Source organism: Vibrio sp. 1CM7H (assembly GCF_023161645.1).
GTDB lineage: Bacteria > Pseudomonadota > Gammaproteobacteria > Enterobacterales > Vibrionaceae > Vibrio > Vibrio diabolicus.
This window is the reverse complement of sequence record NZ_JALNTV010000002.1, coordinates 286,803-304,411: the sequence shown is the minus strand read 5'-3', so window position 1 is coordinate 304,411 and position 17,609 is coordinate 286,803. Positions and strand designations below refer to the sequence as shown.

Genomic DNA, 17,609 nt, shown 5'->3' with positions numbered 1-17,609 from the left:
TAAGATAATTTATTATTGAAACGGTTACTCGAACCCTTGATCTTTTCGCTTTTCTAGCGCGTCAAACGATTCATTTGCCAGCTGGGAAAGAGACTCACAGAGAGCCAATGCTTCTAGTGTTTTCCCTTCCACACAATATTTCTCAATCATTCTTGCTTGTCTGGAAAGCGTTCGGTTACCTAAAGCAAGGGCAGAGCTGCCGAGTGTATGAACTTCGAACTCTAATGTTTGGAGGTCTCTCGCGCTTAATGCTTGCTCTATTTTCTCCATGCGCTCTCGTGACTCTTCAATATAGTGTTCAATCAGCGTAGGGATGATTTCGGCGCACGTATCTTTGATCATTTGCTGGAGAATGTGTTCATCCACCAATTCTTGTTCGATAGTCGGTGTGTTATTTGCAGTCATATTGGCGCTCCCTATAACATAAACAGTTCACTTTTCTTAATTTGTTGAGATATCTTTTCTTTCCACTTTTTGGGTAAAAAGCGTAGCTTGGAAACTTGGCGGATCAACTCATCTTTCAGGCTAGGTGTATGCTTCATATTCAGCACGGAACCAATCAAATTCGCATCGCTAGCATCAAGTAGTTTTTTGGCTTGTTCGAGTTGGGTTGCCGTCGTAGAGCCATAATGTGCGACTAATAAGGTGGCATCACATACGCCCGCAATCACTTGAGGGGCAATATTGCTTCGGTTGACACTCAGAAGTGGAGATGTGTCTATCACGACGCGCTCGTATTGCGTTAACCACTCTGCAATATTGCGCTTCAGCATTGTCGGGTCTCGGTACGCCAATTGAGTGCTGGCGAGAGATGGAGCAGGGAGACCGACTAAGGTTTGATGCGTATTTTCTCTAGTGATCAGGTGGCCAACTTTTTCGGCATCATCAAACTCGTGAATGGTGCGATAAGCGGGCTTGAACAGGTTAAGATCCACATACAAAGTATTGTGTCCAGCTAAAACCAGACGCTCTGCTAGAGATGAAGCAACGGAAGTGACGCCGTCTTCAGACTTACAACCCACAACACAAATCGTTTTGTGGCCTTTCTGTTCACTCTGAAGATAAATTTGCTCAATCTCAGCGTGAGTGGCAGGAATAGTCATTACAACGCTCCTATTAACACGATGGTTGTGGTGATTTGTAAAATATCTCTTAATCCGGCTCTCGCTTTTTCAGCAAAGCTTTCGTCTTTATGTGGAATGTAAATAGTGTCGCCTGCACGGATGACTGGTAAATCATAAATGTTGGCGGTTTTGCTAAAGTTCACCAAATCAAATGTTCGAGCTTGGCCCTGACAGCAAGACATGTTGACCACACTGATTTTTTCAAGATACGCATTGTTTGTCGGGCCTCCTGCTTCGGCCAGCAAGTCAAGTACCGTCATGTTGTCATTAAATACATAGCGCCCAGGGTCTCTTACTTCACCTAATACACGCACGGTGGATTCTTTGGAGCGATCCAACCAGTTTTTGTTTTTTTCCGGAATGTAAATGGTATCGCCGGGACGAATGTGGGGCAGAATAGACTCATCGCCCGTTTCAAAGTACATCGACAAATTCAATTTACTCACTTTGGCATAGCCTAGGCCACGGTGCGTCACACGAATATTGTGAATATCGGCATCCATTGTTGGTCCATCGGCGGCAGATAAAATATCCAGAAAGTGCATCTCTTCGGTAAAGCGATAGCGGCCTGGGGCATTGATTTGACCGAAAACATATATCGAGGCATCAGAGCTCTGGCTTACCCATTGCGATTTGTTGTCTGATGGATCGTCAGGTAATGCATGGACTCTTACTACCGTGCCAGCAGAAACTTGGGGCAGATTCGATGTTGGTGAGCCATCTAAAATGTACTGATCTAAATCGAACTGTGTCATTTGACCATTATTGGCGACTTCAATTTTGGTGGTGTCAGCTCTACGTGTTGGGCCGCCAACATGCGCAAGCAGATCAATTAAATCCATTTCGTCTGACCATTCAATACGTCCCGGGCGCACGACTTCTCCCATCACAGCGACCGCTCGACTTGGCGCCACTTTTAGCCATGACTTCTCGTTGAAATCGGTTTTCTCAGGGACGAAAATCGCGTCTCCAGGTCCGACATTCGGTGGTCTAACCGAAGACAGCCCCTCGGTATGCGCGGTTAGGTCGAATTTGATGACCTTACCATCGGCTTTTATGACACGAATTTGGCGAGATTCTGCATAGCGAGTAGGCCCGCCTGCATTGGCGAGAATATCCATGAAGCTAGCGTCTTGCTTTCCTTCATACGCGCCAGGGTGGGCAACTTCACCCATGACATAAACCACATTTGCGCCCGCTTTGATTTCTTCTTCCTGTTTTGGAACAAAGATGGTGGCACCCGGTAGGATTTCTGGTAGTAAGCTTTGATCACCCGTATCCAGATACTTTTTCAGATTAAACATGGTTGGGTTGTTATTTGTGATCACGCGAATTTGCTCAACACTGGCATATCGTGTTACGCCGCCAGCTCTCATCACGACATCAACGAGCGTGGTGTTCGGTTTGTAAGAGAATGAGCCGGGAGCATTAACTTCACCAAAGACTTTGATGGCACGAGCGGAGTCTGCGCTATCGCCTGAGTTCGCGAGTTTTGCTGCATCAAATTCTTGCTCAATATTCCCAACGAGTGGAGATGCTGGAACAAACAGTACGTCCAGCGATTCCAATTTCGGGAGCTGGCTATTATCACCAGTATCAAGGAAACGTTTGTAGTCAAACTCGATGTTTTTGTCGCCGCGTTTAACGATCATTTTATCGAGCTGAGCACCAGCGCGAAGGCCGCCAGCTTCGTATACAAACATTTGAATGTTGGAACCTGAAGGTAAGGTATATTCCCCGGGTTTGACCACGTAGCCTTGGACTGACACTAATAACTGTTGTTGTTTGATAAAGACTCGAGCGTTGTTTACGTCACGATACACGGTTTTTAGCGTTTCGATAATCACGTCTTGGAGCTGTTGTTCATTATATCCAGCAACAAATACAGGGCCGACTTCCGGTAAGTTAATACGCCCACGGCGATCGACTTGAAACCCTTTATTTAAAGACGCTTCTCCAGGTAGGTTAATCTGAATTAAATCGCCAACCTTAACAGTATTGTTTCCATCTGCTGACGAAGTAGGTACCCAAGCAACCAAGCACAAAAGAACTAAGGTGATAAATGGTTTCATCGTGTTCATAGCGCACCTCCTACAGATAGATTGCGATTTACTGAGGTATCGCTATCTGAATTAGGGCTAATAACCTCGATGCTTACGCGGCGATTGGTTAAACGCACGGCAGGTGTTTCACCCTCGTAAAGCGGCAGGCTATCTCCCACAGATTTGGTGGTTACGCGTTCTGAAATGATGCCAAATACAGTCAGGTAACGCTTCACTTGTTCTGCACGCGCTTGAGCGAGTTTCTGGTTGTAATCTGGTGAGCCAGTGACATCGGCATGCCCAGTCACCACAAGAGTTAGGTTAGGGTGGTCACGTAAAATGTAGGCAGCTTCTGCCAAATGTCCCATGTACTTTGGATTAATTTCTGCTGAATCGACAGCAAATTGATTATCAATATTGAGGAGTGCATAAATTTCAGCGACGACGTTCAAATCGCTACGCAATGCTTCAATATCATCGGGTGGCGTACAAGTGGTTTGGCTTAATACATAGTCGAGTTGCTGTTCAAGTTGGTTTAAACGTCGACGCTGAATCACCAGGTCGTTAGCAGCATCGAGTAGAAGTCCGCCTTCTAACTCACGTGCGATTCTGTTTTGCTTCTCAAGTGCTTGCACGACTGCTGCAGGAAAGCACCAGCGTGCGCCTTCTTGAATCAACGCGTCTAGGTGTAGCTTGGTGAGTTGCCAATCAAACCTCAACCCATGCTCTGGACCTAACGGTTCATCGGGCATGACTGGGGAAAACTGATAATTTTCAATTGAGATATCTTGATAGTTTTCCGCCAAGCCACCTTTTCCGTGGTCTGGGTAGTCAAACGACGAACAACCAAACATGCCGACAACAAGAGCGCTTACTACATATCGTCGTATAAGATTTACCATGCCAACCTCCGTTTAAACCGGTATTTTTAGTGTCCTTTTGAGTTAACGGGAATAGCATGGTTAATACGAAGCAAGCTCATGATTTCTAAAGGTTGGCCTGATACGTTTTCAATACTCATGCTTCTTTCACGTTCAACTAGACGCTTATATAAGTAAACAATGGCACCAATCCCTGAAGAATCAAGAAATTGGACGTGCTGTAGGTTAATTTCGACTTCTTTGTGATGATTGTCGTGAATTACTTCATCAATGTGATGTTGTGCTTGTCGACAGCCACTTGCGTCTAAGTCACCAAAAAATTCAATGGCTAATTTGTCTTGATTAATTTCTAGTTTGCGTAATTCCATGACTCTATCTCCGTTTGTTTTCTCTACTTGGATATAGAGCAGGTAACGTGCCAGATTTAAATGCGTATAAAATCAGATAGTTATGATTTTTGGTTGATGTCATTCAAATTGAGAAGGAATAGGTTCTCAATTTGAGAATCAAAAACGCATAGACAAACGGCTTGTTCAGGAGAGAGGTCGAATTAATATCGAGTGCTAAAGCAAGAGTCTCATCGAGATTAGGTTGCGACTTGATTTGAGACTCACTCATCCTATTGTGAACAATGTGTAAATATTAAATGCAAAATCTGTCTAAAGTTTATGATTGTCCTTGCAAATCATTACTTAAGTTGATTGTTCTGAGTCGAAGAATGACTAGTAACAAATAGGTCATCGAGAGGAGTTACGGTTCAATAAAGGCGCTTTTTTGTACAAGGTCTTCTTATGCCATTAAAAATGACATTAATCGCGCTGGCTGTTATGACAGCGTCTTCACAGCTTCAAGCTGATACTTCTCTCACGCCTCCAGTTTCTCTTGCGCAAAGCTATCAAGATGGTATCGATGTATCTGAATACTGGTATAGCGAAAAACTCGACGGCATTCGCGCCTATTGGACCGGACAACATCTTGTGACGAGAAATGGTAACCGAATCTACGCTCCAGATTGGTTTATAGATTCACTACCTGACTATCCGTTAGATGGTGAGCTATGGGCGGGACGAGGCAATTTCCATCTCGTACAACAAACGGTTTTGGATAAAACGCCTGTGGAGTCAGCTTGGCGAAACATTGATTTTATGATCTTTGATATGCCGTATTCTGCTGGTGATTACCGGAAGCGTTATTACAACATCAAAGACTTAGTGCTCGAAGTAGACCAACCTCATATCAAATATGTCGAACACCGTGCGATCCAAAATGAAGCTCACCTGTTTGCGCAATTGGATAAGATTTCAATATCCGATGGTGAAGGGGTGATGCTACGTAAGGTATCAAGTCGTTATCAAGCTGGACGTGGTAGTGATTTACTTAAACTGAAACGATACGCGGATGATGAAGCGCTAGTCGTGGGCTACAAGCCAGGCTCGGGGCGTTTATTGGGTATGATGGGGGCGATGTTAGTTCGCTTACCAGATGGTACAGAGTTTTACATTGGTAGTGGGTTTACCGATGAAGTGCGTCGTCAGCCTCCGAAAATAGGTTCAACCGTCACGTTCAGGTACAACGGTTTTACTCATACCGGTAAGCCACGTTTTGCCCGATTCTTGCGTGAGAGGCTGGAGGAATAGAACGCTCTGTACTTACTATTTACCAACGGTTACGCCGCATCGCTTGAAGAGACCCTGCCAAAACTGAACGTGGTTTAGGGTTTCTTGTCTAAAGGTTTTGTGTGCCTCTTTTATACCATATTGATGACCATGAAGTTGCATACGCTTTTCTATCAAGGTGGCGCCATCATGAAGTTGCTGATAGGTACTGTCTAAATAGGCTAAGTAAGGTTGCACTTCTTCAACATAAATGGATTGAAAGACATTTCTTAGGTAGCGGAACTGGGTCACGTTTCGGTTTGGCCCGCACAACACATTATTCTGATGTTGTTCAAGTAACTGAGTCGTAGCTTTTAGCCAGTGAGAAGCGTTTATCATAGAATAGTAAAGCCGTCCGATTAAACGAGATTTCTCTAGCTCTTCTTGATATTGCACAATCTCAATATCGGGCAGACGTGAAATGGCGCGATGAGGCAAGCCGTGCATTTCACTGAAAAGGCGATAGACGTCGTTAATACGTGCAACATCATTTGGTGTTTCTTGAGATAGCCAATCCGACGCCGTTAGCTGCTTTTGCATTGCATCACTCGCGAGTAGCAAGTTGTCAAGATGAGTACCTAAATGTTGCCACTTAGTCGAATAAAGCTCTGTTAATGTAGTACGTTCTTCATCGCTGAGCTGAAATTCGGATAGGCATCGATTCATGACTCGTAACAGTGAAGTTTGGTAATCAAAATCATGAAATGCATCCTGCACCTTACCAAGTTGCGAGTTTTTCTCGGCAAGTAGATTGAATAATCCACACTGGCGTAATTGGTAGCTTTCTAGTAAACCAATCGATAGCCTTGGAAGTGGCTCGAATAAGTCACGTTTTGCAGGTATGGTCACAGTAGGTTGCGATTCGATTGGAAGAGTAGGAGCGTCCAACACATTGGCGACACGTTGGTGATACTTGTCAAACATGGCGTTTTCTGGGTTGAACCAGCTATCGCAACCGTTAAGAAACAAGACTAAGAACAATAAAATAGACCGCACAAATATCCTTTTTATAACTTCGTATTCGTCACCCAGAGAGCAGACTCTACTGGCTCACAAGCTTGCTATAAGTATACTCAACAGCGTTATTATTCGATCAAAAAAGCCAGCGTGTGCTGGCTTTTTTCTTATTATCACTGAACTGAAAAGTTCAATTGCACCTCTGGTTCTTGGCGGTGCATCCAGCGCATTCTTACCCCTAACATAAGTGCGGCAGAAGAAAGGCCGATGATAAAGCCTAGCCAGAAACCTTGCGCTCCCATTGGCTCGACGATCCAGTCTGTGCGGCCAAGGACGTAACCCATTGGTAAACCAAGAATCCAGTAGGCGATAAACGTACGGTTGAAGATGGCTCGCATATCTTTATAGCCACGCAGTGCACCTGCCGCGATTACCTGAACTGCGTCCGTACATTGATAAACAGCAGCAAATACGAGCAGTTGCATCGCTAGAGTGATGACTTCTGGGTTGCTAGTGTAAAGTTCGGCAATCCATCCACGAGACAATACGGTTAATATCGCTGTAAGAACAGATAGACCTAGACCAACCATTATGCCCACTCGTGAAGCAACGCGAGCGCCATCAACGTTTTCTTCGCCAAGTCGGTGTCCGACACGAATACTCACTGCCGCACCGATACTCATTGGAAGCATAAATACTAGCGACGAGAAGTTAATCGCAACCTGATGCGCAGCAACGATGATTGGTCCTAGTGGTGAGACCAATAATGCAACGACAGCAAATAGTGTCACTTCAAAAAACAGCGCTGCTGCAACAGGAAAACCGAGCCTGAACAGACGAACTTGCGCTTTCCATTGTGGTCGATGCCATTCACCAAATAAGTTGATGCTTTTAAGTCGATCTGATGTCATTACATAAAGCAATAGTAGGGCAAACATAACCCAGTAAACAATCGTGGTTGCAACACCACAGCCAACACCGCCTAATTCAGGTGCACCAAACTTGCCATACACGAAAATCCAGTTTAGAGGAATGTTGAGCAGTAAACCGATAAAGCCAATGACCATTGCTGGTTTCGTCAATGACATACCATCCGTAAAGCTTCTAAGCGTTTGAAAAAGCAAGAAGGCAGGGACTGCTAAGATAACAGCATGAATGTACCCCACTGTTTTTTCTGCCATCAGCGTTTCAACATCCATAAATCCGAGAATAAATTGGGTTTGAAGCAGCACTGCAATAATCGGCACACTGATCAACAATGCCAAAACGACGCCTTGTTGAATTTCAAACGGGATTTTTACTCGACGACCAGAGCCATTTAACTGTGCGACAACAGGGACTAACGCCATTAACAAACCCACACCAAATAAAATGGATGGAAGCCAAATACTTGAAGCGACAGAAACCGCAGCCATGTCGGTGGCACTAACGCCTCCGGCCATAACGGTATCAACAAACCCCATACCAGTTTGAGCAACAGATGCGATCAATACCGGGGTCGCCAATTTGATGAGACTTGATGCTTCTTCTTTATAGCGATGCACGAAAAATACTCCAGAGCGGAACAATAAGTTGAAAGAATGAGAGCGCTCGAGGACAAAAGATGTGGTGAACTGATCTGATGGTTGATTTTAGTCACGATAAGGTGAAAAAATGCCTCGGAGAAACTCCGCGCAAATGATAAACAATTGTATGTTTATATTCCATAGTTAGGTTGCGAATAGTGGATAACACTAACTTAATGCTCGCTAAGCTCAGGATACGCTAATACTGAGAGCTGTAATAAATCATGTTAATGTTAGAAGCATGTATGAGAACAAGGCTCCATTTTTCAATAGGTCGTTGCTCTATAATCTACAGGTTTTATCTCGATACACAGTGCTGTGCTTAAGGCTCTGTCATCGATTGCAGCTTGTATGAAATCAATAGGTAAAAAGAATGTTTACAGGAATAGTTCAGGGTACGGCGAAGGTCGTTAAAATTGATAAAAAAGAACGCTTTCAAACGCATGTTGTCGAGTTAAGCGAAGAGCTTTGTAAAGGATTAGAAATAGGTGCATCTGTCGCTCACAATGGCTGCTGCCTGACCGTGACCAAAATTAATGGCAACCTTATCAGCTTTGATTTAATGCAAGCGACATTGGCTCTCACCAACTTAGGCGAGCTAGTTGAAGGTGGCAGCGTAAACATTGAGCGAGCTGCCAAGTTTGGTGATGAAATTGGCGGACACAGCATGTCTGGCCATATTAGTTTGATGGCTGATATTGTCGAGATCATCGATACGCCTAATAACCGCACGATTTGGTTCCAACTGCCGCAAGAATCAATGAAATATGTATTAGCGAAAGGTTATATCGGCTTGGATGGTTGTTCTTTGACGATTGGTGAGGTTGAAGCGTGTCGTTTTTCAGTACACCTAATTCCAGAAACCTTGCAACGAACACTCTTTGGAGTAAGACAAGTAGGGGACCGCGTTAATATTGAGTTTGACCCTCAGACTCAAGCCATAGTTGATACTGTTGAGCGAGTTCTCGCAGCAAAACAGCTTTAGAATGATAAAAAGGAGCCAAGCGCTCCTTTTTAATTCAAGTGACTTTGTGTTTCCAACGCTTACATGCTCGAGTTGTTATTCGTAATTGTCATCGATAAACAGTTCGACTTTATCTTGCAGCTCATCTACTCGCATATTTAAGTGAATGGCATGGCAACAAGCTGGGCAATCATCATAAAACTCTTGGTCACCATTACTTGCATCTAGTGTAATGCCGATTGAATGTCCACAATGGGGGCATTTGACATGCCTTTCGGTATAATTTTTCATACAACAACTCCTAATATCGCAGGGCTTTTAAACACTCTATTCTTTAAGGAAGTACAGCCCTTCACTTACTTTGCCTACAAGGAAAATAGGCACAATCCAAAGTTAAGTCTCCTTTGATATTAGGTGGAGTTGTTGCTAATTGAGTCGAAATAAGTATAAAACTTGACCCCAAACTCAACCTTGAGCTTAGGGTCATTTTCTGTAGTGATGTGCCTCGAGGTTTTACATCTCGAAATATGCAGTGGCTTCCAAATTAATAAGAAATAATTTTATTAATAACTTGTTGAGCCTGCTCCAAGTAATGGCCGCCAAATAAATTGCAATGGTTGAGAATATGGTAAAGGTTATAGATATCTTTACGCTCTTGATAACCAGCAGAAAGTGGCATAACAGATTCATAACCTTGATAAAATTCCGGCTGAAATCCACCAAACAGCTCAGTCATCGCAATATCACACTCCCTGTCACCCCAGTAGCAGGCGGGGTCGTAACAGATAGGGCCACATGCCGTGAGAGCCGCATTCCCATTCCATAAATCGCCATGCAGCAAGGAAGGCTCTGGAGCATGGTTTGCTAGCAGTTGTTTTACGACATCTATAAAGTCGTCGATATCAACTAAAGTGACGCCTTTTTCTTTAAGAAGTTGTAATTGCCACCCTATGCGTTGTTCAGCAAAGAAGACACACCACTTCTTGTGCCACTTATTGGGTTGTAGAGTGGATCCGAGATAGTTATCCGTATCAAAACCAAATTCCTTTTGCTCGCCCCATTGATGAAGGTGAGCTAATTGCTGTCCTAATTTAAAGCTGTTTGGGCCATCTTCTAATGGCTTTGTTGGAAGGTAGTTAAGAATTAGGAATGAGGCGTTTTTGGTTTTACCAACCAATACAACCTCTGGAACAAATAGGGTAGATGTCTCGCGCAAAAGATGCAGACTTTCTGCCTCAACTTCAAACTTAGACAAAAACTCGCGATCGTTAATTTTCACGAAATAGCGTTGTTCGCCGTCATTGATCATGTAGCTTTCACTGATATCCCCACCAGACAGTCTTACTTTTTCCGTGATCTGGTACTCGAATAATAAAGTATCAGAAAGCTGTTGCGATATTGCTTGCCACATACAAAACCTCGCGAATCTATTTGACCACCAACAGTTTAGGATAAAAAGCAAGGTGTTGGCGCTACGTTGAGCATACTTCGTAAAGAAACCTTCCTCTCAGTGTAGTCAATTTGTATAAATGTGAATCAAATCGCTTATAAGCCTCTGATTTGTCGGCATAGCATATGGAGATGAACGTATACAACAGGTATTATTATTTTTTTGACGTTAGTTCCATTGGTGACATGAAAATACTGATATGTGATGACTCAGCGGTTGCAAGAAAGCTCATTGCGCGCTCCATCGTACAAGATACATCATTGCACCTGATCGAAGCTCAAGATGGGTATGAGGCGCTAAATATTCTTGCGGAGCAAAATATCGATATTTTGTTTCTCGATTTAACGATGCCGATCATGGACGGTTTTGAAGTCCTCGAGTCATTACCTGTTAGTCACTACCAGACTAAAATCGTCATTATTTCTGGAGATGTTCAACAAGAGGCAAAACAGCGCTGCATAGAGCTAGGTGCTCAAGCTTTTATCGCTAAGCCTCTGACAGAAGAGCAGGTGATACCGCTCTATGAACAATTGGGGCTGCACTATGCGTTCAAGCCTAGCCATTCGATTGATCCTAAAATCCAGATTTGCGAGGAGTTCTCCTCATTAGCCAAATTCCGCGAGATTGCAAACATTGCCCTTGGTAAAGGGGCTGCGATTATGGCAGACCACTTACACGAGTTCATCCAACTTCCTGTTCCACATGTTGGTCCGTTATCCTATGGCGAACTTCATATGACGCTTGTCGACGTTGTTGGGCGTGATGGCTCCGTCGCGGTTGCGCAGAGGTTTGTTGGTGGCGGTATTCATGGTGAAGCTCTGGTGTGTTTACGTGGTAGAGACATCAATCAAATTGGTGAGAAGTTAGGCTATCTGCTTGAGTTTACGCCTCATAATGAAATCATTTTGAATATCTCGAACTTACTGGTTTCTTCATTTCTCACATCGTTAGGGGATCAGCTCGACAAGCAATTCTCACTTCGTCAGCCAGGCATTGTGGATACGTTAACGCCTTACTGTGAAGAGCAGGGTGAATTAGGTGAGCTGTTTACTATCGAATACACCTACATGGCAGAAGCGCTCGATTTTGAGTGTGAGGTACTGTTTTTAATTGATAAACCATCCGTAGAAATTATTTATGAAATCATGGAGCTAATCTAATGTCCGATATTACGCTGGACATAGCAGACTTTCATTGGGTCACACAAATTCTCGATACGATGGATTCAGGGCTTATCGTGTTGGATCAAGAGTATAAGGTCTGTGTGTGGAACAGTTTTATGCAGTCATACAGTGGCGTTCTGTCACAAGAAATCCTTGGCCAATGTTTATTTGATCATTTTGAAGAATTGCCAAAAACTTGGCTAGAAACCAAGATAAAAACCGCCGCCGATCTGGAAACTCGTTCCTTCTCTAGCTGGGAAAACCGACCGTACCTTTTTAAATTCAACAATTTTTCTCCGGTTTCAAACAGCAGTGATTTCATGTATCAAGACATCGTAATCACCCCGTTAATCGGGCTCTCAGGAGAGGTCAGCCACATTGCTATTCAAGTGAATGATGTCTCTGAAACGGCAAGAAATCGCATTCATTTGAAAGAAACAAATCAACATTTGTCTGAAATCAGTCGCAAAGATGGTTTAACAGGTTTATTTAATCGTGCTTATTGGGAGCAATCGCTGAAAGAAGAGTTTGCTCACCTAAAAGTTATCGACGGACCATGCTCATTAGTAATATTTGATATCGACCACTTTAAAAAAGTGAATGATACCTATGGTCACCCGACGGGAGATGAAGTCATTCGTCGTACTTCTTCGTTATTAAGAAAGACAGCAAGAAGCAGTGATGTGTGCGGTCGTTTTGGTGGAGAAGAGTTTACGGTATTGCTTCCTCATACGAATCAAGAACAAGCTTGCTATTTCGCGGAGCGTTTACGTAAAAGAATTGAGCAAGAGATCGTGAAAGTGGAAGATTTTTTGATTAATTACACGATAAGTATTGGTGTTTGCGAGTATAAACCTTATTTTGAAACTCACACTCAATGGTTAAAGAGTGCCGATGCTGCGTTGTATCGTGCAAAAGAAAACGGTCGTAACCAAACTTGTTTGCATGAAAATGACTGAAATACAAAAAGGTTTGAAGAAACCCTGTATCCGAACGCAGTGAGGCAAAGCGCAATTGTTTGAAAAACATCCAGTTGGTTCGTGAATGTTTGTTAATATGAAATAAGTTAATGAAATTTTCTCGGCATGTCTTACTATTGAAACTATTCCGCTTTCAGCTTCGAAGGCTTGCAATAAACGGAGAAAAACAGTGGTTTTAGAAACCGATGGATATCTCGCTCTTATCGAGCACTTGTCGCTAAATCTAGATATTTTCACGACTGAAATTGGCGACACTGGATCCGAAAGCATCGAAGATGTCGTCACCGATATGGTGGCTTCAAACATCATGGCGATCTTTGAGCAAAACCCAGAGCTTCACTCAAGCGTACGCTTCAAATTACTAAAAGAAGCGGATGCGGTTGTTGAAGATCTTGGTGAGATATTGGCTGGTGTATGGCATAAAAAAGCGACTAATGAACAGATCACGTTCCTTGATGAATACATCGCTTTGGTTAAAAACCTATTCGATACTGCCGTTGCTACTTACGATTGATATTGTTTGATACCAGTCATCTCCAATTCTAAAAGTAAGAAGAGTTACATTGTAACTCTTCTTACTTGCCAAAACTTAGATGCCCAGTATGGGTTGTCGATTCTTGAAATGATCACACCTTTAGACGTTGACGCATGCATGAACTGCTTGTTACCCAAGTAAATCCCTACATGATAGGTCGTCCGTCTTGTCTTAAAAAACACCAAATCTCCTTGTTTGGCGTCCGTCCAATGTAATTCCACACCTTGTTTCGATTGTTGTCTCGTTGTCCTGGGTAACGATAGCTGATAAGCCTCAACAAAGGCTTTTTGCACAAATGCCGAGCAATCAATACCAGATTTTTGTGTGCCGCCTAAGCGATAAGGTGTGCCATGCCATTCTGTATAAAACTGGAACAAGTCAGGGTTATTGTCCAATAACTGATTTGTAGGTGTTGTCACTTGCACTTGCTCGCTAGGTTCAGGCCCAGAAGAGCAGGCGCTTAGTAGCACACTGATTATCAAAGGAAAATATACTCGACGCAAATCACCACCTGTCATCTCTACGACTCACAACTGAAATATTAGTGTCATAACCAATCCATAGTATGGGCTGCAAATCACGGTTTTGTCTCACAAATGTGACGGAATCACTGCAAAACCGATTCAACCTTAAGAAAGAATAAAAATTGATTATGGCAAAGCGAAAACGCTCACGCACATCACTTTCACTGATTCAGGCTGTTAGTGCAACATTTTTAACTATCATAACTCTTGTTATAGCCCTTTCTGTCTCAAGTTTCAAAGGAATGGAACAGGTAGGAGAGCAATTTGAAGACTTGTCGCAAAAAGCGTTACCAATCGCGATGGCGAACGCAAAGTTAACCAGGAATGTATTGGAGATGGTTAAGCTACTCAACCATGGTATGCAAATTACTGAGCCAAAAGAGTTGTCTCTAATAAAAGAGCAAATCGATTCACTTGCGACTCAAAGTAAAAGTTTGGTTGGAGAAGCTTCTGGTGTTGCTGAGCAACTCTCTGAGGAGTTAGATACAAATTTAGCGCGTTTACGTAACATCACGCAGTCCATTTTACTGAAGCAATCTTCAGTGATAAAAATTCAAATGGATATTGATGCAGGAGTTGGTGGGTTCCGCTATGGACTCAGCTCTATCGGCCCGGAAATGAATCGAATCAGCTCGTTTCTTAGTGCCGAAAATCCTGAATCGAGTGATGCCGCCAACCGATTTATTGCCTCAGCGAGCTCAATGGAAAGCACGTTCTTAGTAATGATGATGCATTCTGAACTGAGCAAAGCCGAAAAAGAATACCGAGAAATGCGTAACCGTATTGCAGGTATTAATCTCGCCTATGAAGATTTCCAGTCTTTACATCCAGAAGTAAGCGAATACGCAAGCCTAACGGCACCGTACGAGATGGTGAAGCAAGGCTTTAGTGAAAAGGGCGTGCTACGTTTGATCCTCGCCAAACTAGAACAAGGGAAAATGCAACGTTCAGAGTTTAAACAGGCTTCGATTCTTGCGGATGAAACCATGCGGTTACTTGATCAAATATCACAAGCAGCTGGTGAGTTGATTGCGGATAAAGAGAGTGTGGTCAATGACACTATTCAGTCAGTGAGTGTTATGATCGTTTTTGCTGCGTGTGTGATTTCTTTCATTATTCTGATCACTTGGTTCAGTCTGAAGTCATGGACAAACCGAGGGTTAAGAAATGTACTAACGCGTCTTTCCGCACTTACCGAACATGACTTCCGTGACAATGCACAAGAGGTTGGCCCTTATGAGCTGAAAGAAGTAGCAAGAAAACTAAACCAAGTGATTGATTCAACAAACAACTCTATCCAAACAGTTACACGTAACTGTGAGACGCTTTATCAGACGGCTGAAGTAAGCCACAGTGCAGCTGAACAAACGAGCGATGGGCTGACGACACAAAATGAAGCATTGGCGAGTATGATCACGACCATTACGCAACTTGAAGCCTCCATTCGTGAAATCGCAACAGTGACAAATGCCTCGTCACAGGACTCGATGCTTGCTACCCAGCACACTGAAAAAGGCGTTCACGTTGTGGAACAAAACCGTGAACGTTTGGAATCACTTGAAAGCTCTTTGGATATGAATGAGCGATCTATGTTAGAACTAGACCAGCGTGTTAAGCAGATTCGTGAAATGGTCGACATGATCAGTGGTATTGCTGACAACACAAACTTGCTTGCTCTCAACGCAGCAATAGAAGCCGCTCGAGCTGGTGAGCAAGGGCGTGGGTTTGCGGTCGTCGCAGATGAAGTCCGCAAACTAGCAAGTGATACTTCTCAACAAACAACGAACATCCGAGCAATGATGAGTGAGCTTATTACCGCAGCAGAGCGTTCTCGCCAAGCGGTAAGTGATTCAAGAGAAGAAATGGCCCACGCGCTGCAGTCCAGCAATGAAGTGAAATCGACATTCTCTGATATCAACCTTGCGGTCAAACACATTCAAGAACGTGTTGAGCAAATCTCTGTTGCCACGGAAGAGCAAGAACGTGCGACGGCGGATGTGTCTCAATCCATCAATAATATTTCCGAGCTTGGAGAGCGTACAAAGCTACAACTTGAATCCATGGTTGAAAGCTCTGAACAAGTGGCAGAAATTGCAGGGCATCAACAAGCGATGTTGCATAAATACGAGCTACATCAGTCCGCCTAAGTGACATGTTTTTATCTTCTATAAGCAGAACTTCGGTTCTGCTTTTTTGTTGCTTCTACGCAACTTCTCATCGCTATTCAAATCGCAAAAGTGAGTTATATCGCATCTTGCTCATTTCTTAAGGGCTGAGTTATCACTACGTGGTGTTAATGCTATCTCGGTGAAACAAGATGGCTAGAATGTTGTCCGAATTCAAAGGAATGAATCATGCAACTTCATGCGATTCCTTTATATCCAGAACAAGCCAAAGCTTTCTGCTTAAACAACGAGGAGTGGTTTTGTGATCGATAAAGTTTGTCCCGTCGTTCTGCGTAAGCAAAACCAAGAGCTCCTACTTTTTAAACATCCGTTGGCGGGTATTCAGCTCGTCAAGGGCACTATTGAGACGTTTGATGAAAGTTACATCACGGCTGCAAAGCGGAAGCTTGCTGAAGAATCTGGAATTACGCACGTTATCTCCGCTCGGTATTTATGCTCATGGGACAGTGGCTTTCAAAATCAAGTATGGCACTTTGTTTCGTGCGAGTGTGCTGACCTAGCGGATTCATGGACGTTTCATACGCAAGACGATGGCGGACATGATTTTGCGTTCTTTTGGCACGATATAGGGAGCGATATTTCCTCACAAGCGCATACCGTTTTTCAGAACGCACTGGAAAAAGTTCGAAAACTGATAGACCAAGGAGCGGTTTGAATGAGACTTCTGTTCTAACATTGGTGTATTTGAGCGAAATGCCAAAGCTAACACTATGCTTCTATCAGGAGCGAATAAATTTCTTTCGCACGCCTCACGTACTGTTTAAAGGCACTGTCGATCTCAAAAATGGCTATGAGATTACAAATGTTTAACTGACTTCTATATGCTTTGCGCATTCATTCAGATAAGGAAACGATAATGGATAAATTCGTCGTGTTTCTCTTATGCCTTTTTATGACAGTTGGCGGTGTGGTTCATCTTTATGACAACATTGCTAACGGTTTTTTGCCTTATGATTTTGCGCCACGCTGGTTGAATATTTATTGGAGCGCATTGGGGCTGTTAGACTTACTAGCGGTGTATCTGTTGGTGAAGCACCTTCGTTCCGGATTAGTACTTATGCTATTGATTCTGACGACCAATGTTATTTTTAGCTCGCACGCTCACTATACATTAGAAATATTGGACAACAATGCCGCACTTCAAATGAAAACACTCTTTTTAGGTTTTTCATTCGGCGTATCTATCTGGTTATGGAACGCGCGTAAACATCGACAATCACGCCAGATATTTCGTTAACTTTCACTTTTCATCACTCAATTAAGGATAGTAAACAGGGATTCGTTATGAACGATTTTAAAGACTTGGCCAGTTTCGCTGGTTTCAGCGTATTGACAGGTTTAAGCTTTGGTACCACTTTCTTCAGTCTGGCTTTTCTATACAGCTCAATAGAAGCACAACAAGCAATGAATACTAATGCTTTGGTGTGCACGGTGCTTGGTGTGGTTGGTTTATTTGTTGGTATTACTCAGTTAAACAAAAAACGTCAACTAACGGAGAGTGAATCCACTAGCTAGCATCGTAAGGATGAAGTGGTGTTTAACTGGTTGGTGTTTAGGTTTAGTCTATTCGCTTTGTTTACGCA

At 43.3% G+C, this 17,609-nt stretch carries 19 protein-coding genes; 9 read left to right on the top strand and 10 right to left on the bottom strand.

What is annotated here, in order from left to right:
• Positions 1-24: 24 nt before the first annotated feature.
• Genes MSG33_RS09720 through MSG33_RS09700 form a run of 5 tightly spaced genes read right to left on the bottom strand, consistent with a single transcriptional unit; the run spans position 25 to position 4,415 of the window.
• On the bottom strand, positions 25-405 hold the full coding sequence (locus MSG33_RS09720) for an Hpt domain-containing protein (protein ID WP_005394262.1): 381 nt from the start codon (positions 403-405) through the stop codon (positions 25-27).
• An 11-nt stretch (positions 406-416) separates the two neighbouring features.
• Positions 417-1,103, bottom strand: a complete 687-nt coding sequence (locus MSG33_RS09715) for an AAA family ATPase (RefSeq protein ID WP_053807396.1) — start codon at positions 1,101-1,103, stop codon at positions 417-419.
• Positions 1,103-3,205, bottom strand: a complete 2,103-nt coding sequence (locus MSG33_RS09710; protein WP_248380834.1) for an SLBB domain-containing protein — start codon at positions 3,203-3,205, stop codon at positions 1,103-1,105. Before MSG33_RS09710 ends, MSG33_RS09715 begins: the two co-directional genes overlap by 1 nt.
• Complete coding sequence (locus MSG33_RS09705) at positions 3,202-4,068, bottom strand: OmpA family protein (RefSeq protein WP_248380833.1); 867 nt, start codon at positions 4,066-4,068, stop codon at positions 3,202-3,204. The genes MSG33_RS09710 and MSG33_RS09705 overlap by 4 nt, the downstream gene beginning before the upstream one ends.
• A 26-nt stretch (positions 4,069-4,094) precedes the next feature.
• Positions 4,095-4,415 carry an STAS domain-containing protein gene (locus tag MSG33_RS09700; protein WP_005394270.1) on the bottom strand — a complete coding sequence of 107 codons (321 nt, stop codon included), beginning with the start codon at positions 4,413-4,415 and terminating at the stop codon, positions 4,095-4,097.
• A gap of 423 nt (positions 4,416-4,838) precedes the next feature.
• Between MSG33_RS09700 and MSG33_RS09695 the strand changes: the two genes are divergently transcribed.
• The gene (locus tag MSG33_RS09695; protein WP_248380832.1) at positions 4,839-5,684 is read left to right on the top strand and encodes a DNA ligase; all 846 of its coding nucleotides are present in this window, start codon (positions 4,839-4,841) and stop codon (positions 5,682-5,684) included.
• A 15-nt stretch (positions 5,685-5,699) separates the two neighbouring features.
• Here the strand turns inward: MSG33_RS09695 and MSG33_RS09690 are convergent, their stop codons facing one another.
• Both MSG33_RS09690 and MSG33_RS09685 read right to left on the bottom strand, forming a co-directional pair.
• Positions 5,700-6,698, bottom strand: a complete 999-nt coding sequence (locus tag MSG33_RS09690) for a DUF3080 domain-containing protein (protein ID WP_248380830.1) — start codon at positions 6,696-6,698, stop codon at positions 5,700-5,702.
• A gap of 134 nt (positions 6,699-6,832) precedes the next feature.
• On the bottom strand, positions 6,833-8,203 hold the full coding sequence (locus MSG33_RS09685; RefSeq protein WP_248380829.1) for an MATE family efflux transporter: 1,371 nt from the start codon (positions 8,201-8,203) through the stop codon (positions 6,833-6,835).
• 394 nt (positions 8,204-8,597) lie between these two features.
• Between MSG33_RS09685 and MSG33_RS09680 the strand changes: the two genes are divergently transcribed.
• Entirely contained in the window at positions 8,598-9,209 is a 612-nt protein-coding gene (locus MSG33_RS09680) for a riboflavin synthase subunit alpha (RefSeq protein WP_248380828.1), read from the top strand.
• A 75-nt stretch (positions 9,210-9,284) separates the two neighbouring features.
• Here MSG33_RS09680 and MSG33_RS09675 read toward each other — a convergent pair whose 3' ends face one another.
• Complete coding sequence (locus tag MSG33_RS09675) at positions 9,285-9,479, bottom strand: CPXCG motif-containing cysteine-rich protein (RefSeq protein ID WP_005396219.1); 195 nt, start codon at positions 9,477-9,479, stop codon at positions 9,285-9,287.
• A gap of 253 nt (positions 9,480-9,732) precedes the next feature.
• Positions 9,733-10,599: a fructosamine kinase family protein gene (locus tag MSG33_RS09670; RefSeq protein ID WP_114322350.1), complete on the bottom strand. Its 867-nt coding sequence runs from the start codon at positions 10,597-10,599 to the stop codon at positions 9,733-9,735.
• 224 nt (positions 10,600-10,823) lie between these two features.
• On the opposite strand from MSG33_RS09670, the gene MSG33_RS09665 reads away from it, so the two are divergent.
• The 3 genes from MSG33_RS09665 to MSG33_RS09655 all read left to right on the top strand — a co-directional run bounded on the left by MSG33_RS09665 (position 10,824) and on the right by MSG33_RS09655 (position 13,295).
• Positions 10,824-11,798, top strand: a complete 975-nt coding sequence (locus MSG33_RS09665; RefSeq protein WP_046875314.1) for a response regulator — start codon at positions 10,824-10,826, stop codon at positions 11,796-11,798.
• Positions 11,798-12,760 carry a diguanylate cyclase gene (locus tag MSG33_RS09660; RefSeq protein WP_005396213.1) on the top strand — a complete coding sequence of 321 codons (963 nt, stop codon included), beginning with the start codon at positions 11,798-11,800 and terminating at the stop codon, positions 12,758-12,760. Before MSG33_RS09665 ends, MSG33_RS09660 begins: the two co-directional genes overlap by 1 nt.
• A gap of 190 nt (positions 12,761-12,950) precedes the next feature.
• On the top strand, positions 12,951-13,295 hold the full coding sequence (locus MSG33_RS09655; protein ID WP_005396212.1) for a DUF3802 family protein: 345 nt from the start codon (positions 12,951-12,953) through the stop codon (positions 13,293-13,295).
• A gap of 44 nt (positions 13,296-13,339) precedes the next feature.
• Here MSG33_RS09655 and MSG33_RS09650 read toward each other — a convergent pair whose 3' ends face one another.
• A complete protein-coding gene (locus MSG33_RS09650; RefSeq protein ID WP_065646735.1) occupies positions 13,340-13,834 on the bottom strand; it encodes an NlpC/P60 family protein in 495 nt (164 codons plus the stop codon).
• A 134-nt stretch (positions 13,835-13,968) separates the two neighbouring features.
• Between MSG33_RS09650 and MSG33_RS09645 the strand changes: the two genes are divergently transcribed.
• The 4 genes from MSG33_RS09645 (at position 13,969) to MSG33_RS09630 (ending at position 17,541) form a co-directional block, all read left to right on the top strand.
• Positions 13,969-15,987, top strand: a complete 2,019-nt coding sequence (locus MSG33_RS09645) for a methyl-accepting chemotaxis protein (RefSeq protein WP_248380825.1) — start codon at positions 13,969-13,971, stop codon at positions 15,985-15,987.
• A 280-nt stretch (positions 15,988-16,267) separates the two neighbouring features.
• Positions 16,268-16,681: an NUDIX domain-containing protein gene (locus MSG33_RS09640; RefSeq protein ID WP_248380823.1), complete on the top strand. Its 414-nt coding sequence runs from the start codon at positions 16,268-16,270 to the stop codon at positions 16,679-16,681.
• 201 nt (positions 16,682-16,882) lie between these two features.
• Positions 16,883-17,263, top strand: coding sequence for a hypothetical protein (locus MSG33_RS09635; protein WP_248380821.1), 381 nt, complete (start codon positions 16,883-16,885; stop codon positions 17,261-17,263).
• 47 nt (positions 17,264-17,310) lie between these two features.
• The gene (locus MSG33_RS09630; protein ID WP_170902029.1) at positions 17,311-17,541 is read left to right on the top strand and encodes a hypothetical protein; all 231 of its coding nucleotides are present in this window, start codon (positions 17,311-17,313) and stop codon (positions 17,539-17,541) included.
• The last annotated feature ends 68 nt before the right edge of the window (positions 17,542-17,609 follow it).